The sequence below is a fragment of the Pseudomonas sp. FP1154 genome, from assembly GCF_030687245.1.
Classification (GTDB): domain Bacteria; phylum Pseudomonadota; class Gammaproteobacteria; order Pseudomonadales; family Pseudomonadaceae; genus Aquipseudomonas; species Aquipseudomonas rhizophila.
In genome coordinates this window covers 1,092,783-1,117,359 of record NZ_CP117465.1, presented here as the reverse complement: position 1 = coordinate 1,117,359, position 24,577 = coordinate 1,092,783, and the positions used below count along the sequence as shown (strand labels likewise).

Sequence of the window (24,577 nt, the reverse complement as noted above, 5' to 3'; positions counted from 1 at the left end):
TTATTCCTCAATTTCATTCAGGTTGCGCCCCGCCAGGGCGGCTTTGACCGTCGAGTCCAGGCGGCGGGCAGCAAAGGCATCGGTGACTTGCGACAGACGCTTGGTCTGCTGCTCGATGGCATAACCATCGGTGCCTTTGATCAATTCAGACAATTCCTGCATTTGCAGCTCGATCACCATGCGTTCCTCTGCGTCCAGCAGACGGTCACCATCGGCCTCAAGAGCGGCCTGCACGGCTTCGACCAGACGCTGGCCGTCGACCTGCTGCTCGCGCAACACCCGAGCGACCTTGTCGTCGCTGGCATGCTGGAACGAATCCTTGAGCATTTTGGCGATTTCGCCGTCGGTCAGGCCGTAGGACGGCTTGACCTGGATGCTCGCCTCGACGCCTGAACCCAGCTCGCGGGCGGAAACATTGAGCAAACCGTCGGCGTCGACCTGGAAGGTCACGCGGATCTTCGCCGCACCGGCCACCATCGCCGGGATGCCGCGCAATTCGAAGCGAGCCAGGGAACGGCAGTCGCTGATCAGTTCACGCTCGCCTTGCAGCACATGAATCATCATGGCCGACTGGCCGTCTTTATAAGTGGTGAAGTCCTGGGCGCGGGCAACGGGGATGGTGGTGTTGCGCGGAATCACCTTTTCCATGAGGCCGCCCATGGTTTCCAGCCCCAGGGACAATGGAATCACGTCGAGCAACAGCAGCTCGCCGCCGTCGCGCTTGTTGCCGGCCAGTGTATCGGCCTGGATCGCGGCGCCGATGGCAACCACCTGGTCCGGGTCGATTTCAGTCAGCGGCTGGCGGCCAAAGGCCTCGGCAACGGCTTCGCGAACCCGAGGCACACGGGTCGAACCACCAACCATGACCACGGCCTTGACGTCTTCGAGCTCCACGCCGGAATCACGCACGGCGCGGCGGCAAGCCTTGAGGCTGCGGGCAACCATGGGCTCGATCAGCGCATCAAAGGCCTCACGGCTCAGTGCAGCCTTCCAGTCGCCGTACGCCACTTCGACACTTGCAGCGTCGGTCAGGGCTTCCTTGGCGGCGCAGGCCGTTTGCAGCAGGTGACGTTGCGCGCCCGGATCAAGGTCGGCGGACAGGCCCGCTTGCTCGATGATCCAGCCGGCGATGGCGTGATCGAAGTCATCGCCGCCCAGGGCGCTGTCGCCGCCGGTGGCCAGGACTTCGAATACACCGCCGGTCAGGCGCAGAATGGAGATATCAAAGGTGCCGCCGCCCAAGTCATAGATCGCGACGAGGCCTTCGGCGTGCTGGTCCAGACCGTAGGCCACCGCAGCGGCGGTCGGCTCGTTGAGCAGGCGCAGCACGTTCAGACCGGCCAGCTTGGCCGCGTCCTTGGTGGCTTGACGCTGGGCGTCGTCGAAATAGGCCGGGACAGTGATGACCGCACCGACCAATTCGCCGCCCAATGCCGCTTCGGCGCGCTGGCGCAGCACCTTGAGAATGTCAGCGGAAACTTCCACCGGGCTTTTCGGGCCCTGCACCGTTTCAATGAACGGCATGTGGGATTCGCCGTCGACGAAACGGTACGGCAGCTGATCACCCAATTGCTTGACGTCGGACAGACCACGCCCCATCAGGCGCTTGACCGACACAATGGTATTGAACGGATCGGTCGCGGCGGCCAGCTTGGCTGACTCGCCCACTTCCACATGATCGGCGTGATAGCGCACGGCGGACGGCAGGATCACTTGCCCCCGCTCATCGGCCAGCGGTTCGGAAAGACCGCTGCGCAACGCAGCGACCAGGGAATTGGTAGTACCCAAGTCAATTCCCACAGCCAGGCGACGCTGGTGCGGTTGTGGACTTTGGCCGGGTTCGGCGATCTGCAGTAGGGCCATCGTAATCAGGACTTATCTGTAATCAGGCGTGCGACCGGAGCGGCACTGGGTTAATCGTCGAGGCGCTCTTCGAGCTGGCGCACTTCGTAGGTGAGCTTGTCGAGGAACTGCATGCGCCGCATCAGGCGTTCGGCCTGTTCGCGTTGCGCGGCATCGTCCCAACAGGCTGCGAAGCTTTCATTCAAGGTGTGCTGGGCGTCCTTCAAGCGGCGCTTGAACACCGCGACACCGGCCAGATCGGCGCTGTCCTGCAGATCTTCGAGCTCTTCGCGCCACTGCATCTGCTGCAACAGAAACTCGGGATCATGCACGGTGACTTCCAGAGGCAACTCATGACCACTGATGGCCAGCAGATAACGCGCGCGCTTGGCCGGGTTCTTGAGCGTCTGGTAAGCGTCGTTGAGGTTCGCCGACTGTTCCAGCGCGCGCCGCTGCTCTGCCTCCGAGGCATCAGCGAAGCGGTCGGGATGGACGCCGCGGGCCAGCTCCAGATAACGAGCGGACAACTGCTCGAGATCCAGGGAAAAGCCCGGCTGCAACTGGAACAAAGCAAAATGACAAGGAGTACCCACAAGCCGCCTCAGATGTTGAAGCTTTCGCCGCAGCCACATTCACCGCGCACGTTGGGGTTGTTGAACTTGAAGCCTTCGTTCAACCCTTCCTTGACGAAATCCAGCTCAGTGCCGTCCAGGTACGTCAGGCTTTTCGGGTCGATGATCACTTTCTGACCATGACTCTCGAACACCTGATCGTCTTCGCCCACTTCGTCGACGAATTCGAGCACGTAGGCAAGACCAGAGCAGCCCGTGGTGCGAACACCCAGGCGGATACCCTCGCCCTTGCCGCGCCCCTCAAGAGAGCGCTGCACATGCTTAGCTGCCGCTTCTGTCATCTGGATAGCCATGAAAACTCCTTACCTGTGCGCGGATCAGATCAAGCCTTTCTTCTGCTTGTAATCGCGAACGGCAGCCTTGATGGCGTCCTCGGCGAGTACCGAGCAGTGGATCTTCACTGGCGGCAGGGCCAGTTCTTCGGCCAACTGAGTGTTCTTGATGGTTTCAGCCTCATCAAGGGTCTTGCCCTTCATCCACTCGGTGGCCAGGGAGCTGGACGCAATGGCCGAACCGCAGCCGTAGGTCTTGAACTTGGCGTCTTCGATGATGCCTTGCTCGTTGACCTTGATCTGCAGACGCATGACGTCGCCGCACGCTGGGGCGCCGACCATGCCGGTGCCAACATCAGGATCCTGCGCGTCCATCTTGCCGACGTTGCGCGGGTTTTCGTAGTGGTCGATGACCTTTTCGCTATATGCCATTTGCTTCAATCCTCATCAGTGAGCCGCTCTGGTGGCGACTTCTTCAGTGCGCCGCCCACTCGATTTTCGAGATGTCGACGCCGTCTTTGTACATGTCCCACAGCGGCGAAAGAGCACGCAGCTTGGTAACGGCCTCGCAGACTTTCTGCGCGGCGTAATCGATTTCTTCTTCGGTGGTGAAGCGGCCGAAGGTGAAGCGGATCGAGCTGTGGGCCAGTTCGTCGTTGCGGCCCAGGGCGCGCAGTACGTACGAAGGCTCGAGGGACGCCGAGGTGCATGCCGAACCGGACGACACGGCCAGATCCTTGAGCGCCATGATCAGCGACTCGCCTTCAACGTAGTTGAAGCTCAAGTTCAGGTTGTGCGGTACGCGGGCGATCATGCTGCCGTTGACGTAAAGCTCCTCGAGGTGCTCGACCTGCTTGAAGAAGCGGTCGCTCAGGGCCTTGATGCGTACGTTCTCGGCGGCCATGTCTTCCTTGGCCACACGGAAGGCTTCGCCCATGCCGACAATCTGGTGGGTCGCCAGGGTGCCGGAACGCATGCCACGCTCGTGACCGCCGCCGTGCATGGTCGCTTCGAGGCGAACACGCGGCTTGCGGCTCACGTACAGCGCGCCGATGCCTTTAGGGCCGTAGGTCTTGTGGGCAGAGAACGACATCAGGTCGACTTTGAGCTTCGACAGGTCAATGTCGACCTTGCCGGTGGACTGCGCGCCGTCGACGTGGAACAGGACGCCCTTGGAGCGGGTCAGCTCGCCGATGGCCTCGATGTCGTTGACGGTGCCGATTTCGTTGTTCACATGCATGATCGAAACCAGGATGGTGTCGTCGCGCAGTGCGGCTTCCACCATGGCCGGGGTGATGATGCCGTCTTCACCCGGCTCGATGTAGGTGACTTCGAAGCCTTCACGCTCCAGTTGGCGCATGGTGTCCAGGACAGCCTTGTGCTCGATCTTGGAGGTGATCAGGTGCTTGCCCTTGGTGTGATAGAAGTGCGCGACACCCTTGATTGCCAGGTTGTCGGACTCAGTAGCACCAGAGGTCCAGACGATTTCACGCGGGTCGGCATTGACCAGGTCAGCGACCTGGCGGCGGGCGTTTTCGACCGACTCTTCAGCTTTCCAGCCGAACACGTGGGAGCGGGACGCCGGGTTACCGAAGTTTCCGTCGACCAGCAGGCATTCACTCATCTTTTGCGCGACACGCGGATCAACCGGGGTGGTCGCAGAGTAATCAAGGTAAATCGGCAATTTCATGGACTTTCTCCTAAATCAGGCTGGCTGGCGTTCCGCTTGCTCTGCGGCGGTCATTCGACGGCGGACGCTTCAATCTTGTCCAGGTGCGGCGTCTTGCCATTGCAACGACGCTGGTCCTGACGCTGGGCTACTTCCTGCACCTCACGACGAGTTACAAGGTCAGCCAAGCTGATACCGCTAAGAAATTCGTGGATCTGCAGGCTCAAGTCACACCACAAGTGGTGGGTCAGGCAAGTATCGCCGCCATGGCAGTCGCCAAGGCCCTGGCATTTGGTCGCATCGACCGATTCGTTCACCGCGTCGATCACCTGGGCAACCTGGATGCCCTGCATGTCGCGTGACAGCTGATAACCGCCGCCGGGGCCGCGCACACTGGAAACCAGGTTACTGCGGCGCAGCTTGGCGAACAGCTGTTCAAGGTAAGACAGGGAAATGCCCTGGCGCTCGGAGATATCGGCCAGGGACACCGGCCCGTGCTGCGCATGCAATGCCAAATCCAGCATCGCGGTCACGGCGTATCGGCCTTTTGTAGTCAGTCGCATGGACAATTACCACGGAGTTCGGAATGGGGCGAGTATGCAATTCCCGAGTATTTAAGTCAAGTATAAGACCTAGTGCTTTACTCAGGTTTACCCGCAAAAGAGCGCGCGCATCATAGCAAAGGCTGGTCGGCGGCGACCAGTGATACCGCGTTATCGTTCATCGCGAGCAAGCTCGCTCCCACATTGGATCTGCGGCGGCCTTCGATTTTGTGGCCATTGCAAATCCCCTGTGGGAGCGAGCCTGCTCGCGATGAGGCCAGCAGGGTTTCAGCTGGCCTGGCTTTCATCCTTGTCCTTCACACACGCAAAATCTTCCTCGCGCAGTTCAGGCAGGTCCTTGGCGCAGTAATTACTGCCCAGGTCCTTCAGGGCGCCGCACATGCCCTCCAGGCGCCCATCGACGGCCTGCAGGTGATCGAGCAGTTGATTGATGGCACGGGCGACCGGGTCGGGCATGTCTTCGCCAACACCGTAGGCATCGAAGCCGATCTTCTCGGCCATGGCCTTGCGGCGGGCGTCCTGCTCGTCATCGGTCTTGACGATGATCCGCCCCGGAATGCCCACTACGGTTGCACCGGCCGGCACAGCCTTGGTCACCACCGCATTGGAGCCGACTTTCGCCCCCGCTCCCACCGTGAACGGCCCGAGCACCTTGGCGCCGGCACCGACCACCACGCCGTCTTCCAGCGTCGGGTGGCGCTTGCCTTTGTTCCAGCTGGTGCCGCCGAGGGTCACGCCCTGGTAGAGCGTCACGTCATCGCCGATCTCGGCGGTTTCACCAATGACAATGCCCATGCCGTGGTCGATGAAGAACCGGCGACCGACCTTGGCGCCCGGGTGGATCTCGATCCCGGTCAACCAGCGTCCGAAGTTGGAGACAACTCGAGCCAACCACTTCCAGCCCATGCCCCACAAGGCACTCGACAGGCGATGGATCCAGATGGCGTGCATGCCCGGGTAGCAGGTCAGCACTTCAAAGGCATTGCGCGCCGCCGGGTCACGATGGAAAACGCTTTGGATATCTTCACGCAAACGATCGAACATCTTTATTCCTTCCGCTTAATCAGCTCGCCACGGGCCGCTTTCTGGGTTTCCGTGAGGATGCCGCGCAATATATTCATCTCCGCCCGGCTGACCGAGCTTCGTCCGTACAACCGACGCAGGCGCGCCATCAAGTGCCGGGGCTTGTCCGGGTCAAGAAACTCGATGTCCACCAGGGTCTGCTCCAGGTGCTCATAGAGCCGCTCCAGCTCGTCCATGGTCGCCAGTGTCTCACTGCGCGGCGACGTGGCCTCGAATTTTTCCACCTTGCTGGGCTTGCCTTCGGCTGCCAGCCAGGCCATGCGCACTTCATAACTCAACACCTGCACCGCCGCCCCGAGGTTCAGGGAACTGAACTGTGGGTCGGAAGGGATATGCACGTGAAAGTGACATCGCTGCAGCTCTTCGTTGGTCAGGCCGGAATCTTCACGACCAAACACAAGAGCGATCTCAGCGCCCTGCCCGGCTTCCTCGACCACTTTCGTTCCGCATTCGCGGGGATCGAGCAGCGGCCAGGGGATACGGCGGTCGCGGGCGCTGGTGCCAAGCACCAGGTTGCAGCCCACCAGGGCGTCTTCCAGGGTGGCGACCACTTGGGCGGCTGCCAGGATGTCACCGGCGCCGGAAGCCCGGGCGTCGGCTTCGTGATGGGGAAACGAGCGTGGCTCGACCAGCACCAGCCGCGACAGGCCCATGTTCTTCATGGCCCGCGCAGCCCCGCCGATATTTCCCGGATGGCTGGTATTGACCAGGACGACACGAATGTTCTGCAACAAGGGAGGCGCTCTCGAACACGATAAAGGGAGCAAATCTTACCTAAGCACCTACCGTTAAGCTATGAAAGCGAACACCAACCTTCTCCTGGGAAAACTTTCTGATAGAATGCGCGGCTTTCTTTAACAACCTTAGGTGACACATCCATGCAGCCCATGCTGAATATCGCGCTGCGCGCCGCCCGCAGCGCCAGTGAACTGATCTTCCGCTCCATCGAGCGCCTGGATACCATCAAGGTCGATGAAAAAGACGCCAAGGACTACGTGTCCGAGGTTGATCGCGCCGCCGAACAGAAAATCGTCGACGCACTGCGCAAGGCTTACCCGAACCACTCGATCCTGGGTGAAGAGACCGGCATGCACGCCGGCACCGGCATCGAAGGCGAAGAGTACCTGTGGATCATCGATCCGCTGGACGGCACCACCAACTTCCTGCGCGGCATCCCTCATTTCGCTGTCAGCATCGCCTGCAAATACCGTGGTCGCCTGGAACACGCCGTCGTGCTGGACCCGGTTCGCCAGGAAGAATTCACCGCCAGCCGTGGCCGTGGCGCCCAGTTGAACGGTCGTCGCCTGCGCGTCAGCGGTCGCACCAGCCTGGACGGCGCCCTGCTGGGTACCGGCTTCCCGTTCCGCGATGACCAGATGGACAACCTGGACAACTACCTGGGCATGTTCCGCGCCCTGGTCGGCCAGACCGCCGGCATCCGCCGCGCTGGCGCCGCGAGCCTGGACCTGGCATATGTCGCCGCCGGTCGTTTCGATGCATTCTGGGAGTCGGGCCTGTCCGAATGGGACATGGCAGCAGGCGCCCTGCTGATCCAGGAAGCCGGTGGTTTGGTGAGCGACTTCACCGGCGGCCACGACTTCCTTGAAAAAGGCCACATCGTTGCCGGCAACACCAAATGCTTCAAGGCCGTACTCACCGCTATCCAGCCACACCTGCCGGCTTCGCTGAAGCGCTAAGCAGCTCGGCTACAGAAAAAGCACCTTTCGGGGTGCTTTTTTTATGCCTGTCTCACACCACTCACTGATCGTTCCCACGCTCTGCGTGGGAATGCATCCGGTGACGCTCTGCGTCACCTCTAGAAGCGGAACGCGGAGCGTCCCTGGCGGCATTCCCACGCAGAGCGTGGGAACGATCAACATTCAACCGCTATCGCGAGCAGGCTCGCTCCCACAGGGGATGGGTGGCGGGCCATAAAATGCGGGCGTAAAAAAAGCACCCCGAAGGGTGCTTCTTCATAACCGCTGGATCACTGAGCCGGTTCGTTCTGCCCCAGGATCAGTTGGCCTTCCTTGTTCACCGGGATCTGGTTGCCCGGGTCGCGGTCCATGCGGACTTTGCCTTCCTTGCCATCGAGCATGTAGCGAACGTCATAACCTACAACCTTATCGCTGATGTCGTTGACCGTGTTGCAGCGAGTTTGGGTGGTGGTGTAGGTGTCTCGCTCCTGCATGCCTTCCTGAATCTTGTTACCGGCATAACCGCCGCCGGCCGCACCCGCCACGGTGGCGATTTTCTTGCCGGTGCCGCCGCCGATCTGGTTGCCCAACAGGCCACCGGCCACGGCGCCCAATACGGTACCGGCGATCTGGTGTTGATCCTGGACCGGCTTCTGCCGGGTCACGGTGACGTCCTTGCACACTTCACGGGGGGTCTTGATTTGTGTTTTAACCGGGTCCACGGCCAATACTTGCGCATACTCAGGGCCGCTTTTGACCAAGCTGTAGGTGGCTACCGCACCACCGGCAGTCACACCGACAGCACCCAATACCGCACCAACCAGCATCGATTTGTTCACTTGAACCTCCTGACCATCACATGCGGATTTATCCGCGCTTCTCCCAGCCTTGGAGCACAAAAAAAGGCGCGAGTTCAACTCGCGCCTTTCAGGCCGTGACGGGCGGAGACCAAACCTTATGGTCGGTCGTCCACTTCCGTGTCGGAGGCCACCGGAGGAATCAAATCCTCGGTGCTCAGGTTCAGCCAGATCAACACCACGTTGGCGATGTAGATCGACGAGTAAGTACCCGCCAATACACCAATGAACAGCGCAATGGAGAAGCCGAACAGGTTGTCGCCACCGAAAATCAGCAGCGCGCCGATCGCCAGCAACGTGGAGATCGACGTCGCCATGGTCCGCAGCAGGGTCTGGGTGGTCGAGATGTTGATGTTCTCGATCAGCGTCGCCTTGCGCAGCACACGGAAGTTTTCACGCACCCGGTCGAACACCACGATGGTGTCGTTGAGCGAGTAACCGATGATCGCCAGCACCGCCGCCAACACCGTCAAATCGAAGGTGATCTGGAAGAACGACAGGATGCCCACAGTCACGATCACGTCGTGGATCAGCGAGACAATCGCGCCCACCGCGAACTTCCACTGAAAGCGGAAAGCCAGGTACAGCAGGATCCCGCCCAGCGCCATCAGCATGCCGAGGCCGCCCTGGTCGCGCAGCTCTTCACCCACCTGCGGGCCGACATACTCGACACGCTTGACCTGCGCCGGGTTGTCGCCACCAGCCTTCTGCAAGGCCTCGGCCACTTGCTGACCCAGTTGCGGGTCTTCACCCGGCATCCGCACCAGCAGATCGGTGGTCGCGCCAAAGCTCTGCACCACAGCGTCGGTGTAACCCGAGGTCATCAGTTGCTCGCGCACCTTGGTGACATCGGCCGGACGCTCGTAGGTCAGCTCGATCAGCGTACCGCCGGTGAAATCCAGGCCGTAGTTCAGGCCCTTGCTGAACCAGCTGAACAACGCCAGTAAGGTCAGCAATACAGTGACGCCGAACGCAACGTTGCGAACGCCCATGAAGTTGATTGTACGTAACATGGCAGCCCCTTAAATCCACAACTTCTTGAAGTCACGGCCACCATAAATCAGGTTGACCATTGCACGGGTCACCAGAATGGCTGTGAACATCGAGGTAAAGATCCCGAGGGACATGGTCACTGCGAAGCCCTTCACCGGGCCGGTGCCCATGGCGAAGAGAATCCCGCCCACCAGCAAGGTGGTCAGGTTGGCGTCGATAATCGCAGTAAATGCCCGGCCGAAGCCTTCGTTGATTGCACGCTGGACCGACATGCCCGCGGCGATCTCTTCACGAATCCGCGAGAAGATCAGCACGTTGGCGTCCACCGCCATACCCATGGTCAACACGATACCGGCAATACCCGGCAGGGTCAGCGTAGCCCCCAGCAGCGACATCAGCGCCAGCAGCAGCACCATGTTCACCGCCAGCGCAACCGTGGCGATCAGGCCGAAGAAGCGGTAGATGGCGATGATGAACAGAGAGACAAACAGCATGCCCCACAGCGATGCATCGACACCCTTGGCAATGTTGTCGGCACCCAGGCTCGGGCCAATGGTGCGCTCTTCAGCGAAGTACATCGGCGCAGCCAGACCACCGGCACGCAGCAGCAGGGCCAGTTCCGAGGATTCACCCTGGCCATTGAGGCCGGTGATGCGGAACTGGCTGCCCAGTGGCGACTGGATGGTCGCCAGGCTGATGATCTTTTTCTCTTCCTTGAACGTCTGGACCGGTACGTCTTTCTCGACGCCGTTGACCACTTGCTTGGTGTAAGTGGTGGTCGGCTTCTGCTCGATGAAGATCACCGCCATGCTGCGACCGACGTTGCTGCGCGTGGCGCGGCTCATCAGTTCGCCGCCGTGGCCATCCAGGCGAATGTTCACCTGTGGGCGACCCTGCTCGTCGAAGCCCGCCTGGGCGTCGGTCACCTGGTCACCGGTGATGATCAGGCCGCGCTCGATCTGCGCCGCCGGACGACCGCCTTCACGGAACTCGAAGCTCTCGGTAGTGGCGCGGGAAGCACCCGGTTCGGCCGCGAGACGGAATTCCAGGTTGGCGGTCTTGCCGAGGATACGCTTGGCTTCGGCAGTGTCCTGCACGCCCGGCAGCTCAACCACGATGCGGTTGGCGCCCTGGCGCTGCACGATCGGCTCGGCCACACCCAGCTCGTTGACCCGGTTACGCACCGTGGTCAAGTTCTGCTTGATGGAGTATTCGCGGATTTCCGCCAGCTTGGCCGGGGTCATCGCCAGACGCAGCACCGGCTGACCATTGAGGTCGGCTGGCACAATGTCGAAATCGTTGAAGTTCTTGCGGATCAGCGCACGGGCCTTCTCGCGTACATCTTCGTCAGTGAAACCCAGCTGAATGGCACCGTCGAGCTGCGGCAGGCTGCGATAGCGCAGACGCTCTTTACGCAACAGGCTCTTGACGTCGCCTTCGTAGACTTTCAAGCGTGCATCCAGCGCTTTGTCCATGTCCACTTCCAGCAGGAAGTGCACACCACCGGACAAGTCCAGACCCAGCTTCATCGGATGCGCGCCGAGGTTGCGCAGCCATTGCGGGGTGGTCTGGGCCAGGTTCAGGGCCACGACATAGTCGTCACCGAGGGCCTTGCGCACCACGTCCTTGGCCGGCAGCTGGTCTTCAGCCTTGAGCAGACGCAACAAACCGCCCTTGCCGCCTTCGGCAATGGTCGCGGCCTTCACGTCGATACCGGAGGCCTTGAGCGCAGCGCTCGCACGGTCCAGATCGGCCTGAGTGACCTGCAAGGCAGTGCTTGCGCCACTGACCTGAATGGCCGGGTCATCAGGATAAAGATTGGGAGCGGAATAAATCAGACCGACCGCCAGCACCGCCAGGATCAGTAAATATTTCCACAGAGGGTATTTGTTCAGCATCACGCCGCCCGCTTATGACGCGGGGCGCCTTGCGCGCCCCGTCGATTGAATAGAAGTTGTTACTTAGATCGCTTTCAGCGTGCCTTTTGGCAGCGTGGCCGCGATGGCGCCCTTCTGGAATTTCATTTCAACGGTGTCGGACACTTCCAGTACCACGAAGTCATCGGCCACTTTGGTGATCTTGCCAGCGATGCCGCCGGTGGTGACCACTTCATCGCCCTTTTGCAGGCTGCTGAGCAGGTTCTTCTGCTCTTTGGCACGCTTGGCCTGTGGACGCCAGATCATCAGGTAGAAGATGACCAGAAAGCCAACCAGGAAAATCCACTCGAAACCGCCACCCATTGGCGCTGCTGCAGGGGCAGCGGCATCAGCCATGGCATTAGAGATAAAAAAGCTCATTTAGCACTCCAGTTGCAAGTATTGAATCTTAGGATCGGAAAACTCAGTCCAAGGGCGGAACAGGCAACCCGCGCTTGGCATAGAAGGCATCGACAAAGGCGGCCAATGTACCCTGTTGAATAGCCTCGCGCAAACCAGCCATAAGCACCTGGTAATGGCGCAAATTGTGGATGGTATTCAACATGCTACCCAGCATTTCGCCGCACTTGTCCAAATGGTGCAGATAAGCACGGGAGAAGTTCTGGCAGGTGTAGCAATCGCAGGTCGGATCCAGCGGCGATTCATCATGGCGATGGAACGCGTTACGGATCTTCAGCACGCCTGTATCAATGAACAGATGCCCATTGCGGGCATTACGGGTTGGCATCACGCAATCGAACATGTCCACACCGCGGCGCACACCCTCAACCAGATCTTCCGGTTTGCCAACGCCCATAAGGTAACGAGGTTTGTCAGCCGGCATCTGGCCCGGCAGGTAATCGAGCACCTTGATCATTTCATGCTTGGGTTCACCCACCGACAGACCGCCGATGGCCAGGCCGTCGAAGCCGATCTTGTCGAGGCCTTCGAGCGAGCGCATACGCAAATCCTGGTGCATGCCGCCCTGGACGATGCCGAACAGCGCCGCCGTGTTCTCGCCATGGGCGTTCTTGGAGCGCTGGGCCCAGCGCAACGACAGCTCCATGGACACCCGCGCCACATCTTCATCGGCCGGGTACGGCGTGCATTCGTCAAAGATCATCACGATGTCCGAGCCCAGGTCGCGCTGGACCTGCATCGACTCTTCCGGCCCCATGAACACCTTGGCGCCATCCACCGGAGAAGCGAAGGTCACGCCCTCCTCCTTGATCTTGCGCATCGCGCCCAGGCTGAACACCTGGAAACCGCCGGAGTCGGTCAGAATCGGGCCTTTCCACTGCATGAAATCGTGCAAGTCACCGTGGGCCTTGATCACTTCCATGCCCGGGCGCAACCACAGGTGGAACGTGTTGCCGAGGATGATCTCCGCGCCCGTGGCCACAATATCCCGTGGCAGCATGCCCTTGACCGTGCCGTAAGTGCCCACCGGCATGAACGCGGGGGTTTCCACCGTACCGCGGGGGAAGGTCAGACGACCGCGACGAGCCTTGCCATCGGTAGCAAGCAACTCGAAGGACATGCGACAGGTGCGACTCATACTGTTTCCTCGGGTCCGCGTGGCGCGGGGTTACGGGTGATGAACATCGCATCACCGTAGCTGAAAAAGCGGTATCCATGCTCGACGGCGGCCTTGTAGGCGGCCATGGCTTCGGGATAACCGGCGAACGCCGAAACCAGCATCAACAGCGTGGATTCGGGCAAATGAAAATTGGTGACCAGGGCATCGACCACATGAAACGGCCGGCCCGGGTAGATAAAGATGTCAGTGTCGCCACTGAACGGCTTGAGCACGCCATCACGCGCAGCGCTTTCCAGAGACCGCACACTGGTGGTCCCCACCGCCACCACCCGCCCACCGCGCGCGCGACAGGCCGCCACGGCATCGACCACTTCCTGGCTCACTTCCAGCCATTCATTGTGCATGTGGTGATCTTCGATGCGCTCCACCCGCACCGGCTGAAACGTGCCGGCACCGACGTGCAGCGTCACAAACGCCGTCTCCACGCCCTTGGCGGCAATCGCCTCCAGCAACGGCTGATCAAAATGCAGCCCCGCCGTCGGCGCCGCCACCGCCCCCAAGCGCTCGGCGTACACGGTCTGATAACGCTCGCGGTCCGAACCTTCGTCCGGGCGGTCTATATAAGGAGGCAACGGCATGTGCCCGACACGGTCGAGCAGCGGCAACACCTCTTCGGCAAACGCCAGCTCGAACAACGCATCATGCCGCGCCACCATCACCGCCTCACCGCCGCCGTCGATCAAAATCGACGAACCCGGCTTGGGCGACTTGCTCGACCGCACATGGGCCAGCACCCGATGACTGTCCAGCACCCGCTCCACCAGAATCTCCAGCTTGCCACCGGAGGCCTTCTGGCCAAACAAACGCGCCGGAATCACCCGGGTATTGTTGAACACCATCAAATCGCCCGGGCGCAAATGCTCAAGCAAATCAGTGAATTGACGGTGAGCCATGGCACCGCTGACCCCATCCAGGGTCAACAGTCGACTGGCGCGACGCTCGGCCAGAGGGTGGCGAGCGATCAGCGAATCAGGGAGTTCGAAGGTAAAGTCAGCAACACGCATGATGGGGTTCGTCTAGCAGGGCCGGAAAGTCTAGCGGAATTATCAAAAATTCACCATGAAACGTGATTGACCAACGGTAGGCACCTCTCTATACTTCGCCGCCATTGAGCCCTGATGGCGGAATTGGTAGACGCGGCGGATTCAAAATCCGTTTTCGAAAGGAGTGGGAGTTCGAGTCTCCCTCGGGGCACCATCTTAAAGAAAGACCTTGAAATTCAAGGTCTTTTTTTTCGCCTGCAGGAAAGTGGTATTTCGCGACTAACGCAGATCCCAAGCAATCCCCCACCCGCTTTTGTGGTGGATGGATAAATCACCGCTCCCCTTTGTGGCGAGGGGATTTATCCCCGCTGGGCCGCGAAGCGGCCCCAAATACCAACCCCATGGTGAGGAAGAACCAGTGGTAGAGAAGAACCGGTGGGGGGGAAACCTGTGGCGAGGGAGCTTGCTCCCGCTTGAGCGCGAAGCGCTTACAAAAGTGTCACAGCCCCCACCGATGCTCCGCCTTGCGACGCCCTGTTGATCCACCGCCCCCCCCTCACCCGCTGACAAAGGATTTCACCTCATGGAATTGCTGCTGGAAACGGTCGCTCTTTACTCGCTGAAGCTGGCTTATGAGACAGAGGGGCATAGTCCGATTTTGCGGGATGATCCGTTGATGGGCGGGTGTGATCGGGAGGTTTTTGGGTTGTTGGTGCGCAGAGAAGACATCCAAGCTATCCAGGCGAAAGTACAGCACTGCCTGGACTTGGCACTGGAGGCAATTGGGGGAAGTAACACAGCTTTGGGGCGGGAACTCGGACGGTTAGCGACTGACTTCGGCGCTTCCCGAACGGTAGAGGAGCTTCAGGATCCGCTTCTAATTCTTAGGGATTACCTGAAAGATATCCAGTAAACCTGCGGGACCTGGCGCAACCGAACATCTTGGAGAAATACGTTTTGCTGAAATGGATCTCTGCATTTTTTCTTAGAAGTCGCGAAAACGACACGCTGGGCGAGTTAGTGATGGAGAACCGGCGCTGGCGCATGTTCGCCAAGGTCGGCTTCACGGTATTGATCTTCATGCCCATCCTCACCTACTGCTCATGGATAGCCCCAAGGTTTGAGGACCCGGGACTTACCAATCCCGCAGTGCTTGAGGTGATCAATAGCGAAGAGTATCGACAGGCAACCCGGGAGGCCGTTGCTCTGCTCGACCTCTATAACCGAGGGGAGATTGGCCTGGATTCGCTGCATGGTATACAGGGGGTTCACCGAATTGGCGGGGTGACGGTCACTTTCAACCTGCAACTGGTTCCACGAGACGAGCCCAGACAAGGAGGAGGCAACAAATACAAGCTTGATGGCCAGTACAAAGTGACAGTCGTCATAGGCTATCTGGTTATGTTTCTGACCATCGAATTGTTTCTGGTTGGGATAGCAACCTGCGTCATTTTCCAAAGGCCACCAAAAGCGCAGCGCAGGTTTGAGGAACAGATTCTACAAGAGCATTTCTCCTTTGATATGCCCGTGCTCCCCGCCCCCCAAGAGCGAGCCGACCAGATCATCGAGCGCATGCTGCTGCGTTTTCATCGTTTTGCGAAAGACCTGGAACACCGCCCGCGCGGCCGAAAGGGAGTTCAGCTCGACGATGAATACGACGTCCAGTTTCTGGTCAACGCGTTGCTAAGATTGCAGTTCGATAACGTAAAACCTGAAGAGCCGTCCCCGAGCATGGCAGCAGGCGGCACCCGCGCAGACTTCCTCCTGCCTGAACATGGGCTCTTTATTGAACTCAAGATGACGCGCGACGGTATGACCGCAAGATCGCTAGCCGACGAGCTGATCCTGGATATCGCACGCTATCGGGCCCATCCCGAATGCCATGCAATCACTTTTTTCGTTTATGACCCTCGCGGCCTTGTTAAAAACCCTGTGGCATTGCAAACGGAGTTATCGGAAATTGCAGGCGAGTTACCTGTAAGCCTGATCGTTTCGCCTAGCCATTAGGAGAGGGCAGCTCGTGGAGACTGCCCTAAATGCTCAAATACACAGGTACGACGTCACCGCCCGCTCAAGCATGTCTACCAGCTCAGGATCCATGAAGCGATAGTCATCGGGAATATCCAGAACATGCAGCCGCTTGTGTTCAAGCAACCGAGCGTACTCTGCCCGTAGACGATGCTCGTGCTTGCGCTCCATTACAAAAATGACATCGGCCCAACGGATATCCGCTGGCCCGATAGGTTTGCGTGCATTGGGGCTGGTGCCTGCCGAACGAGCCCCGAAACCAGGACGCCGACGCCAGATCGCCTCCCCGGTAGGGCTACGCCATTGGTTACGACTGCAAACGAACAGGAGATTGGTCACTCTTGATCCAACAGTTGGCGAGTGGTGCGAATGGGATAACTCATACCGAGCTGACGCGCCCGGTGCAGCTTATCGGCACGGGTGTACATCAGCTTCCAGTTCTTTTCTGGTTTGAAGTCCTGTGGGCCAATCGCTTCATGCCCTTTGTGCTTGCGGGACTGCGCACGTCTCCAGCTACGGGTTCTTTCCATGGTCATTTCCTCGTGAGTACCGGGTTCAGCAGCCGCGGTAATACGAGGTGGCAAGATGGTAAGCGTGAATCGAGTTTGTAGCTAGTGTGGGGCTCTGAATCATCTCTATTCTCGTAAGCATCTTAGAAGGGTCCGATGCTGTCCGTATGCGGTCGCATGCAACCGTCCGCCTCTTGCCGATTGCTTCATTTCACCGACGACGCCTCAACAGGGGCGACGTTGATCTGTAGCCACATCAGTAACGACTCACAACTCGGAAAGCTGTGAGAAACCGAGGGCGATTAATGATCCACTGCCCCCCCGCCGATCAGCGTTGTTGCGAATTCTTCCATATGCAAGTTGCGCGCAGTTGGGCATTCTCTGTCTAGACTGGCTCTAGTTCGCCCTTGTTGATTTAACTTCAGATAGGGAAATCACGATGCGCCTCAGGTCCGTCAAACTCAAACATTTCCGCGGTTATCGCACCGTTACGGTGATCCCTGCCAATCAAGCCATGACTGGCATCGTCGGTCGTAACGACTATGGCAAATCCAGCATTCTCGAAGCCTTGGCCATCTTCTTTGAGACGGAAGGGTTCAAGCCTGATAAGAGTGACATGAACTGCTTCAGCCTGGCGGAAGGCGCCGACCAATTTGAAATCGCGTGCGAGTTCGATGGGCTTCCCGAGCGAATGGTTCTGGACGAGGTTGCTGAGACGACCTTGGCAGATGAGTACCTTCTCAACGCAGAGGGCGCTCTGGAGATTGTCAAAACTTACAAAGCAAGTACCGGAAAACTCGAGCGAATAGCCCTTCGTTGCCAGCATCCTGCGGACCCGGAATTGGCAATGTTGCTCAGTCTGAAGATGGCCGATCTTAAAAAGCTTGGTGAGCAGCGCGGGATAGCCGAACAGGTTGCTGACAAGCGAGTAGCCTCACTGTGGCGCCAGGCCATTCGCCGTGCGGCCGGGCAGATAGCCTGTCAGGACACCATTCTAGATATCAGCAAAGCACTTTCGACTGACAACAAGTCCATCTGGGAAAAAATCGAATCACAGTTACCTGTCTTTGCTCTCTTCAAATCGGACAGAGAGAGCAGTGATGGCGATGCCGAAGCAAAAAACCCGCTGCAGCAAGCGGTCAAGGAGGCTCAGGCCGAACTTCAAGGCCAAATCACTGAATTGGAGCGTCAAATCGAAGCCAGCGTATTGGAAGTGGCTGCTCGCACCCTCGACAAGTTGCGAGAGATGGCGCCTGAGTTGGCCAACGAGTTGACTCCGCGCTTCAAGGATAAGCCGAAGTGGGTATTCAACTTCACGTTAGATGGTGAGAACGGCATACCTATCAACAAACGCGGGAGCGGCGTACGTCGCCTCATCCTTCTCAACTTCTTCCGCGCTGAGGCGGAGAAAGCCGTAGTGGGCACCCAGCGCGACGTCATCTACGCCATCGAGGAACCAGAAACCTCTCAGCATCCGAACTACCAAGTGATGCTGATGCGGGCGTTACTTGAACTGTCTCAGCATCCCGCCCGGCAGATCATCGTTACCACGCATGTGCCAGCCCTGGCTGGTCTGGTGCCCATAGAGGGAATCCGTTACGTAACCAAGGACGAAAACGGCTACCCGATCGTCAAAATGCCTGGTAACGACGTGCTGAAGGAAGCTGCTGAAAGCCTCGGCGTGCTTCCGGAAACAGGTCTGGAGCGCGCGCGTGCGGTCGTATTGGTAGAAGGCAAATCAGACGTAATCTTCCTTAGACATGCAGCCAATACGCTCAAGGCTGCAGGTCAGCTTGCCTCTAGCTTGGAGGATCTAGGAATTGTCCCAATTCTGATAGGTGGTTGCGGCAGCGTAAAACATTGGGTCACCCTCAATCTCGCAAATGATCTTGGACTTCCGTGGTGTGTTTTTTTGGATTCGGACATCGGGGGTACCGCCGAGCAAATAGCTGCGATTGCCAAGCGTAAGGGAGAGGTCGAGGCCCAGGGCCGATCGTTCTACTCGACGCGCAAACGGGAAATCGAAAACTACCTTTGCCCAGACTTGATCGAAGCCCAACTCGGAATAAGGGTGGCTTTCTCCGATACCTGCGACGCCAAGAAGTTAATCGGATCGGCAGCCCGTATTAACCCTAATGACGTCATTGACCGATTCTGGACGTTGATGACTGCTGATCAAATCCTCCAGCGCTCCAGTTACCGAGAGAACGATTTGGATCGCTCGGAGCTTAAAGAGTTGATAGAAAGCCTGCAGACCTTAGTCGCTTGAAGGCTGGGTGCCAGAAGCAGCATGTTTGAGGCCATTACTTTTACCGAAGCCTGGCTGATCTGATTGGCGTCTGGCCGCTATAGGCCGCAAGCTGCCTTCCACGATTGGCAGCCGATGGCCCGAAGGCTCCCTGGAGAGAGCTTGCTTTTCTGGCCGATCCGGGAGCGTGCGATTCGGGTTGTTCATCCGACTCGGAACCAGATATAAAGCGAATGCGCTTTGTATTCAGGGGAATACGAGCATTCATAAGGTGATCACGGATGTACATCTACAAAATGGTTCAAGTGCCGCCAAACATTGAAGTTCGTGCGAAGGAGCACCGGGGGAACGAGGCCGCTGTTTATCTACAAAATGTGGTCAACACTCATGCAGAGGATGGGTGGGAGTTCTATCGGATTGACACGATTGGCGTTTCAGTCAAACCGGGATGCTTCGACGCGTTAATGGGGAAGAAAAACGTGCTGAACCACTATTACGTGATTTCATTGCGCAAGCCCCGATGATCAAGCTTTGCGCCGTCTCAGCAATTCGCTGCTATCAGCGAGTTGCTCCCTCTCGATTGCGAGATGCCTGCCGATTTGAGCCTTCCTGTTCAAACTATGCGATACAAGCCATCGAAAAGTATGGTGTTCTAAACGGCTGCCGCATGGCTGTGGGCCGCATCTGCAGGTGTCGGTACCCGAACGGCGGGAAAGATTTTCCCTGAATAAGTCGGACAGTAAGCCCCGACGCCTTAACTATTCAGCAGTGCTTGCCATGATCCTGACGGGCTGCTTTTGGCCGGTAGCGCCCTGCCACACCAGCGGGCTAATCGCTGATAGCTTGCTGAAACCTAGCAAAGTGTTCATACCTAACTGCCAATCGTTGCTGATGGGCAGGCGAGAGTTCGACGAGAGCTTCTTTCCTGTTTTATGGGTCTACTTCAGACGCTCGGAAGCGTTACACCAGTTGGCTTAGTAACACTCCTAAAAATACATGCTCATACACAGTGTTATGCCGACAATATCCAATAAATACAGTCAGTTATCGACAACCGTTACACCAGTAACGTTCGTAACACTGCTTTTCAGAAGGATGCGTATTCCCCGCTCCCCGGAAGCATCAACGCCGCCAGCGAACGTCAGGAGCAGTTCCAAATTTTGCCGGGGACCCTGAGGTTTCTTTAAGACACGGGGTCGGAAACCCGCGTGATTTTGTTAGCGAAATAGTGCACAGCTTAGTGAACAGGTGAACCTGGTTCACCTGTGCTTTTGCCCTATCGCTTGGTGGCTCGCCGGGACCCTGGGCCTTTCGAATGGGTATGGGGCAAAGAACCCGCAGCATCTTGTTAGCGACTGAGTTTTCTACGTCGGTTGACAGGTTGACTTGGTTGACTTGGTTGACACCATCCCCAAGGTTGACCGGGTTCAACCGTTCGCTATCAGCAACACAATGGCTCACCTTTACCGTAGCGGTAACGATGCCCTTTTTTCGTCAGGATCCTTTCAATTTCAACGTTGAAATTTCAGTAAGGTGCAATCTCTGTCGCTACCAAGATCCCGCGGGTTTCCGACCCCGTGTCTAATGGAAAAGCTCAGGGTCCCCCGCAGTCTTGAGCATTCAAGATCGATGAACAACCTGGACGCCCGAAGAGATTGCGTTGCTTGCCCCTCTTGTTTTAGCCCGGGCAGCTAACATCCCTGGTCAGCTACTCAGTCCCCTGAGGGCAAGCAAACGAGAAAGACGCCCTGTCGTATTTCGTTTTGAGAAGAGCGAGCCGACAGTCATTGCCGAGCACCCGGACTGTGACGGCCTCACCTACATTCATCGATAGAGGTTCATTCCTCAAACGTCCACTGATGCTGCTCGTAAAGACTGATCCAACTCCTAGTGTGAGATTGTTCTTCACCAAATCTGCAGCACTTCCGGCCTCAAGCTCAATTCGCTGGCTAGGGACAAGCATTTTTTCAATGCTGACTCTAAGAGCCGCGTTCTGCCCGGATAAATCCTTGAGCTTTAGGGCTTGGTCCTCATTCACTTTTTCGAGGGAGGTGTTCCGCAGACGCAGTGCCTCACTATCCTTTCGCAGTGAATTAAGCTCATCGACGGAAGCAAATTGTGTTTGAAGCTTCTGGCTGACGTCCTTCAACTTTTCTATCGTATCTGGGACGTTCCATGCTTTGGCCTCCTTCAATGACGCAATCTCCTTGTCGCGAACCTCAAGGTCACGATCACGATCAGCAACTCGAGCTTGCTGAATTTGGTACGTGCCGCCTATCGCTAAGACAACTGCGCTGATTGCAGCTACGGTCAGTTTTTCATGCGTGATCCATTGCGGCCAGTTCACTCGTATTCCTTCTGCTTCACTGTGTTTATGTTAAAAAACCAAGAAAGGCGCTGCCCAGCTGCCAGCTTATCCATCAACACCTCCTTCCGTCAGTAGCAGAAACCGCAATAGCGAATGGAACGGTGTATCCCTACGTGTATCCCTAACCGTATAATTCGACTACAGAGCACGATTTATATGGCATGCACGAGTCTCCCTCGGAATAAAAAAGGTCTTGCTAGCAAGACCTTTTTTATTCCGGACGGCACGTAGCACTGCCGCCCTACCTCACCTCAACAATATCCAACGCCCGATTCGCCAACAGCTCACTCACCTCAATCACCTGCAAAATCCCCAACGCAACACGCCGCCGAGACCCATCCAGATCAAACGCCAAATCACTGATCATGGCATTCGCCGAAGCCAGGTTCTCACTCAGATTCGCCAGCAAACACTCAGAATCCACCCCCGGATCAATCCGTAAAATGGAGTCGGACTTGTCAGACGTTTCGTTCTCAGGCTTGGGCTTCAGATAAAAATCCAACGCTCGCGTGGCAGCGTCGTCGATTTTCTTGTTGCGGGCGGACTGGGCGCGGGACGTAGGTTCGTTTGTCGCAGGAGGATTCGGAGTAACTTTTGCCATCGTCTTGCTTCCTGTAGTTGGAGCCATCACCCGCTCGCTGCTAAACGATGGGAGGCAGCTGTACGCAGGTTAGCAGACCGGGGAAACAAGAAACCGGCGCGTCCGGGGACGCCCTGCGCACAGCCACCATCAAGTGCAGGATGGAGATTCCTGACTGGATGACGCCTTGCACAACCTGTTTCACCGCGAGCTGCTAAACCCGATCACTGATGAGCAGTGACAGGTCCCAAACTACCGACGCAACCCAAGGCGAACAAGCCGGCGGATTCTGGCGTAGTTGTAGGCAAAGGCGCAAGGCGAGGTCGGTTGGCGAGTTGCGGGCGCCCAATGTCTGACAGCCTGATCTGACGCTGCAGATTGTTTCGAGCCTCGAATAGCCAGCCCTACCGGTATTGAGGAAACCAGAACAACGACTTCAAGAAAGCTCCTACATCGCGCCCCTCTGTTCCCGCGTTAGCGTCTGTCCTGCATTTTTTCCGGACGAGACTCACTACGTGGCGGCACGCAAAAAAGACATCCCCCAGGTCCGAAACCCGCCCAGCGGCGATGGGCATCACGTCACCTATCGGGACATGACCGCCAGCGAACTGGCCGAGCACGAAACCCGGCAGCAGGCTTACGAAGCCATGCTTGCCCGGCAAGCTGCCTATGAACACGCGCGCTGGGCCGCGGTGGATAACAAGCCGTTGTCCACCGCTACCGGTTGCGTGTTTGCCAAGAGCTGCAAGCTCCCCAACGGCATCATCGATTACAGCAACCCCAGCGGCTACGTGCCGGCAGATCTGGTCAAGCAGTACGGCGATCTCATGTGGCTCGGCGGCCGGAGCGCCGACCCGTCCGGCACGATTCCCCTCAGGCGGATCGGCGCAGGCACGCTGCCCGTTACCTTGGGCAGGCTCGCGCTGGGCGGTTCGGCAACTTCCACGGCTGCGGCTGCCGGCGGCACCGTCGGCGCAGCGCTGCTGACCGGCATCGTCGCCCTGCTCTGGCCGTCCAATCTGGGTGACAGCGCGCTCTACAGCGAAGACCAGTTGCGCAACCTCAAACAGGCTCGCAGTCGCATGCGCTTGAGCATCGAGCAGCAGGCCGATGGCAGCCTCAAGGGCTACGGCTTTTACACCGGTCAGAACCGCGATTGGGAAATGGTCGACGTTGTTCAGTTCACCCCACGAGCCGACCAGTTCATCGCCGACCTGGGGGATGGCATCGAACTGATCTGGACGCCGGCTACCAATCCGGCTGACTCCCTTGGCATTCCCGCTCTGGAAGCGGCGCCCCAGGCACCACCTATTTGGATCTACCCACCGACGCCGATGGCCGACAACGTCATCGTAGACCCGATCTATCCGCCGGAGTACAGGGATTTCATTCTGGTGTTTCCGGCGGATTCGGGGGTTCGGCCGGTCTATGTGGTTTTGAGTGTTCCGGGGGATCATAAGTACTACAAGCCCCCGTCGCTGCTTCCAGCGTTTCCAGAAGCTACGATTGCTCCATCCAAAACGTTTGTACGTGGCGGCGGCGTAAAGCGTCGAAGATGGAAGGATCGTAAAGGCAAAATTTATGAATGGGACTCACAGCATGGCGCTGTAGAGCTGTACACAAAACAAGGTCAACACCTTGGCGAATTCGATCCGATAACCGGCGAACAAACCAAACCTGCCGATCCGACAAGGAAAGTAGAATAATGAAGCCCATGGTTGAAATTTTCGACATGACCACTGAAGAGTTAATTCAGACCGTAGAAGTCCCATGCGCGTACTTGGACCAGTTGGCCGCGCTTATGGACTGGACCAAACCTGAAGATTTTTGCTTCGTCTACGACCTGTCACCACAGCAGATAAAGACGATAGAAGAGTGGACGCATACAACGATTCATGGCGACAACCGCATCATTCAAATCGTCTGTCTTGAATAAAGCCAAGGAGTACTCTGGCGGCTTCGCCCAACACTTCTAACTCACTCCACATCTGCCTGCCGCGTACAGACCCATCCGTGCATCAATCCCGCCTGAAAGAACTGCACAGGAGCGTCAAACCCGGCGGCCTTGATAAGGCTCGCGACCTGTTGCGCAGGCAGGATCGCAACATCTCTGGCGTAAGCAATACGCGCTCGCTCCAGCACTTCTGGCTGAAGACCATCGGAGGACATCAATGTCATCCAACTGCGTAACAGCACCTCATAGGCAGGCGATTCGGTATCAGAGGCGAGGTCGGCGTTCGCCAATATTCCGTGGGGTTTAAGGCGCTGGGCTATTTCGCGAAAGAACCTGGTGCGGGCATCTTCTTCCAACAAGAATTGGGAGACCAGCAAGCAGGTAGCCGCGTTGTAGCTGGCCTCGGCGACGAGCGTATCCAGGTAGCCTTCGTGAAAATGGCAGCGCGCGAGAAAGCCATGCTGAACGGCCCTCTGACGACAGACATCAAGCATAGCGCCCGAAGGGTCGACAGCAGTGAAATGCCAGCCGGGGAAGCGCTCCGCCAGATGGGCAAGTTCCGTCCCCGTGCCAACACCGACGCAGAGTATCCGGGCATTTTCCGGCAGGCCGGCGAACTGAGATTCGAGCAGCAAATAGAGGGCGGCGCGAATCGGCGCCATCCTTTCCCATTGCTTGTCGTAGCTGACAGCTTGCTGGTCGAACAATATCTTGAGGTCTTCACTGCGCATAGGGCACCTTGTGTCGTGATAGACGCATCGCGTAACCGCGGTACTGCTTTCA

The 24,577-nt window shown here is 58.0% G+C and carries 27 protein-coding genes and 1 tRNA gene; 9 read left to right on the top strand and 19 right to left on the bottom strand.

Annotation, left to right across the window (positions count from 1 at the left end):
* From hscA to trmJ, 8 genes are all read right to left on the bottom strand, one after another.
* The gene (hscA, locus tag PSH91_RS05015) at positions 1-1,863 is read right to left on the bottom strand and encodes a Fe-S protein assembly chaperone HscA (protein WP_305467489.1); all 1,863 of its coding nucleotides are present in this window, start codon (positions 1,861-1,863) and stop codon (positions 1-3) included.
* A gap of 50 nt (positions 1,864-1,913) precedes the next feature.
* Positions 1,914-2,435: a co-chaperone HscB gene (gene hscB, locus PSH91_RS05010; protein WP_047227472.1), complete on the bottom strand. Its 522-nt coding sequence runs from the start codon at positions 2,433-2,435 to the stop codon at positions 1,914-1,916.
* An 8-nt stretch (positions 2,436-2,443) separates the two neighbouring features.
* The gene (gene iscA / locus PSH91_RS05005; protein ID WP_047227471.1) at positions 2,444-2,767 is read right to left on the bottom strand and encodes an iron-sulfur cluster assembly protein IscA; all 324 of its coding nucleotides are present in this window, start codon (positions 2,765-2,767) and stop codon (positions 2,444-2,446) included.
* 24 nt (positions 2,768-2,791) lie between these two features.
* Positions 2,792-3,178 (bottom strand): Fe-S cluster assembly scaffold IscU, encoded by a 387-nt coding sequence (gene iscU, locus PSH91_RS05000; RefSeq protein WP_003185157.1) that lies wholly within the window; start codon positions 3,176-3,178, stop codon positions 2,792-2,794.
* 43 nt (positions 3,179-3,221) lie between these two features.
* Positions 3,222-4,436, bottom strand: coding sequence for an IscS subfamily cysteine desulfurase (locus PSH91_RS04995; protein ID WP_305467486.1), 1,215 nt, complete (start codon positions 4,434-4,436; stop codon positions 3,222-3,224).
* Positions 4,437-4,486: 50 nt separating this feature from the next.
* Positions 4,487-4,978, bottom strand: coding sequence for a Fe-S cluster assembly transcriptional regulator IscR (gene iscR, locus PSH91_RS04990; RefSeq protein WP_047227469.1), 492 nt, complete (start codon positions 4,976-4,978; stop codon positions 4,487-4,489).
* A gap of 267 nt (positions 4,979-5,245) precedes the next feature.
* Entirely contained in the window at positions 5,246-6,022 is a 777-nt protein-coding gene (gene cysE / locus PSH91_RS04985) for a serine O-acetyltransferase (protein ID WP_139051097.1), read from the bottom strand.
* 2 nt (positions 6,023-6,024) lie between these two features.
* A complete protein-coding gene (gene trmJ, locus PSH91_RS04980; protein WP_047227467.1) occupies positions 6,025-6,795 on the bottom strand; it encodes a tRNA (cytosine(32)/uridine(32)-2'-O)-methyltransferase TrmJ in 771 nt (256 codons plus the stop codon).
* 144 nt (positions 6,796-6,939) lie between these two features.
* Between trmJ and suhB the strand changes: the two genes are divergently transcribed.
* Complete coding sequence (gene suhB, locus PSH91_RS04975) at positions 6,940-7,758, top strand: inositol-phosphate phosphatase (protein WP_003185165.1); 819 nt, start codon at positions 6,940-6,942, stop codon at positions 7,756-7,758.
* Positions 7,759-8,048: 290 nt separating this feature from the next.
* Here suhB and PSH91_RS04970 read toward each other — a convergent pair whose 3' ends face one another.
* The 6 genes from PSH91_RS04970 to queA form a co-directional block, all read right to left on the bottom strand.
* On the bottom strand, positions 8,049-8,597 hold the full coding sequence (locus tag PSH91_RS04970; protein WP_047227466.1) for a glycine zipper 2TM domain-containing protein: 549 nt from the start codon (positions 8,595-8,597) through the stop codon (positions 8,049-8,051).
* A gap of 116 nt (positions 8,598-8,713) precedes the next feature.
* The gene (secF, locus tag PSH91_RS04965) at positions 8,714-9,628 is read right to left on the bottom strand and encodes a protein translocase subunit SecF (protein WP_305467484.1); all 915 of its coding nucleotides are present in this window, start codon (positions 9,626-9,628) and stop codon (positions 8,714-8,716) included.
* Between the two features lie 9 nt (positions 9,629-9,637).
* Positions 9,638-11,506, bottom strand: a complete 1,869-nt coding sequence (gene secD, locus PSH91_RS04960) for a protein translocase subunit SecD (protein WP_047227464.1) — start codon at positions 11,504-11,506, stop codon at positions 9,638-9,640.
* Between the two features lie 63 nt (positions 11,507-11,569).
* A complete protein-coding gene (gene yajC, locus PSH91_RS04955) occupies positions 11,570-11,905 on the bottom strand; it encodes a preprotein translocase subunit YajC (RefSeq protein ID WP_007956696.1) in 336 nt (111 codons plus the stop codon).
* A 43-nt stretch (positions 11,906-11,948) separates the two neighbouring features.
* The gene (gene tgt / locus PSH91_RS04950) at positions 11,949-13,064 is read right to left on the bottom strand and encodes a tRNA guanosine(34) transglycosylase Tgt (protein WP_160891620.1); all 1,116 of its coding nucleotides are present in this window, start codon (positions 13,062-13,064) and stop codon (positions 11,949-11,951) included.
* A gap of 14 nt (positions 13,065-13,078) precedes the next feature.
* Positions 13,079-14,128, bottom strand: coding sequence for a tRNA preQ1(34) S-adenosylmethionine ribosyltransferase-isomerase QueA (gene queA, locus PSH91_RS04945; protein WP_027913127.1), 1,050 nt, complete (start codon positions 14,126-14,128; stop codon positions 13,079-13,081).
* Between the two features lie 108 nt (positions 14,129-14,236).
* Here queA and PSH91_RS04940 point away from each other — a divergent pair.
* From PSH91_RS04940 to PSH91_RS04930, 3 genes are all read left to right on the top strand, one after another.
* Positions 14,237-14,321: transfer RNA gene (locus PSH91_RS04940), tRNA-Leu, on the top strand.
* Positions 14,322-14,690: 369 nt separating this feature from the next.
* Entirely contained in the window at positions 14,691-15,020 is a 330-nt protein-coding gene (locus tag PSH91_RS04935; protein WP_265072743.1) for a hypothetical protein, read from the top strand.
* Between the two features lie 44 nt (positions 15,021-15,064).
* Positions 15,065-16,114: a hypothetical protein gene (locus PSH91_RS04930; protein WP_305467480.1), complete on the top strand. Its 1,050-nt coding sequence runs from the start codon at positions 15,065-15,067 to the stop codon at positions 16,112-16,114.
* 33 nt (positions 16,115-16,147) lie between these two features.
* Here PSH91_RS04930 and PSH91_RS04925 read toward each other — a convergent pair whose 3' ends face one another.
* Entirely contained in the window at positions 16,148-16,474 is a 327-nt protein-coding gene (locus tag PSH91_RS04925) for a low molecular weight protein tyrosine phosphatase family protein (RefSeq protein ID WP_305467478.1), read from the bottom strand.
* Positions 16,471-16,665, bottom strand: a complete 195-nt coding sequence (locus PSH91_RS04920) for a hypothetical protein (protein ID WP_116831511.1) — start codon at positions 16,663-16,665, stop codon at positions 16,471-16,473. Before PSH91_RS04920 ends, PSH91_RS04925 begins: the two co-directional genes overlap by 4 nt.
* A gap of 418 nt (positions 16,666-17,083) precedes the next feature.
* Here PSH91_RS04920 and PSH91_RS04915 point away from each other — a divergent pair, with 418 nt between their 5' ends.
* The 3 genes from PSH91_RS04915 (at position 17,084) to yidD (ending at position 19,619) form a co-directional block, all read left to right on the top strand.
* Entirely contained in the window at positions 17,084-18,913 is a 1,830-nt protein-coding gene (locus tag PSH91_RS04915) for an AAA family ATPase (protein WP_305467477.1), read from the top strand.
* A gap of 260 nt (positions 18,914-19,173) precedes the next feature.
* A complete protein-coding gene (locus tag PSH91_RS04910; RefSeq protein ID WP_010457973.1) occupies positions 19,174-19,416 on the top strand; it encodes a hypothetical protein in 243 nt (80 codons plus the stop codon).
* Complete coding sequence (gene yidD, locus PSH91_RS04905; RefSeq protein WP_370695175.1) at positions 19,341-19,619, top strand: membrane protein insertion efficiency factor YidD; 279 nt, start codon at positions 19,341-19,343, stop codon at positions 19,617-19,619. Before PSH91_RS04910 ends, yidD begins: the two co-directional genes overlap by 76 nt.
* Before the next feature lie 981 nt (positions 19,620-20,600).
* Here yidD and PSH91_RS04900 read toward each other — a convergent pair.
* Both PSH91_RS04900 and PSH91_RS04895 read right to left on the bottom strand, forming a co-directional pair.
* Positions 20,601-21,239 carry a hypothetical protein gene (locus PSH91_RS04900; RefSeq protein ID WP_305467474.1) on the bottom strand — a complete coding sequence of 213 codons (639 nt, stop codon included), beginning with the start codon at positions 21,237-21,239 and terminating at the stop codon, positions 20,601-20,603.
* A gap of 262 nt (positions 21,240-21,501) precedes the next feature.
* A complete protein-coding gene (locus PSH91_RS04895) occupies positions 21,502-21,861 on the bottom strand; it encodes a DUF6124 family protein (protein ID WP_139051114.1) in 360 nt (119 codons plus the stop codon).
* A 494-nt stretch (positions 21,862-22,355) separates the two neighbouring features.
* Here PSH91_RS04895 and PSH91_RS04890 point away from each other — a divergent pair, with 494 nt between their 5' ends.
* Together PSH91_RS04890 and PSH91_RS04885 are read left to right on the top strand one after the other, a co-directional pair.
* A complete protein-coding gene (locus PSH91_RS04890; RefSeq protein WP_305467472.1) occupies positions 22,356-23,546 on the top strand; it encodes a colicin E3/pyocin S6 family cytotoxin in 1,191 nt (396 codons plus the stop codon).
* Positions 23,546-23,776, top strand: a complete 231-nt coding sequence (locus tag PSH91_RS04885) for a hypothetical protein (protein ID WP_305467470.1) — start codon at positions 23,546-23,548, stop codon at positions 23,774-23,776. The genes PSH91_RS04890 and PSH91_RS04885 overlap by 1 nt, the downstream gene beginning before the upstream one ends.
* Before the next feature lie 41 nt (positions 23,777-23,817).
* On the opposite strand, the gene PSH91_RS04880 is transcribed toward PSH91_RS04885, so the two are convergent.
* Positions 23,818-24,525, bottom strand: a complete 708-nt coding sequence (locus tag PSH91_RS04880; protein ID WP_305467469.1) for a class I SAM-dependent methyltransferase — start codon at positions 24,523-24,525, stop codon at positions 23,818-23,820.
* Between the last annotated feature and the right edge of the window lie 52 nt (positions 24,526-24,577).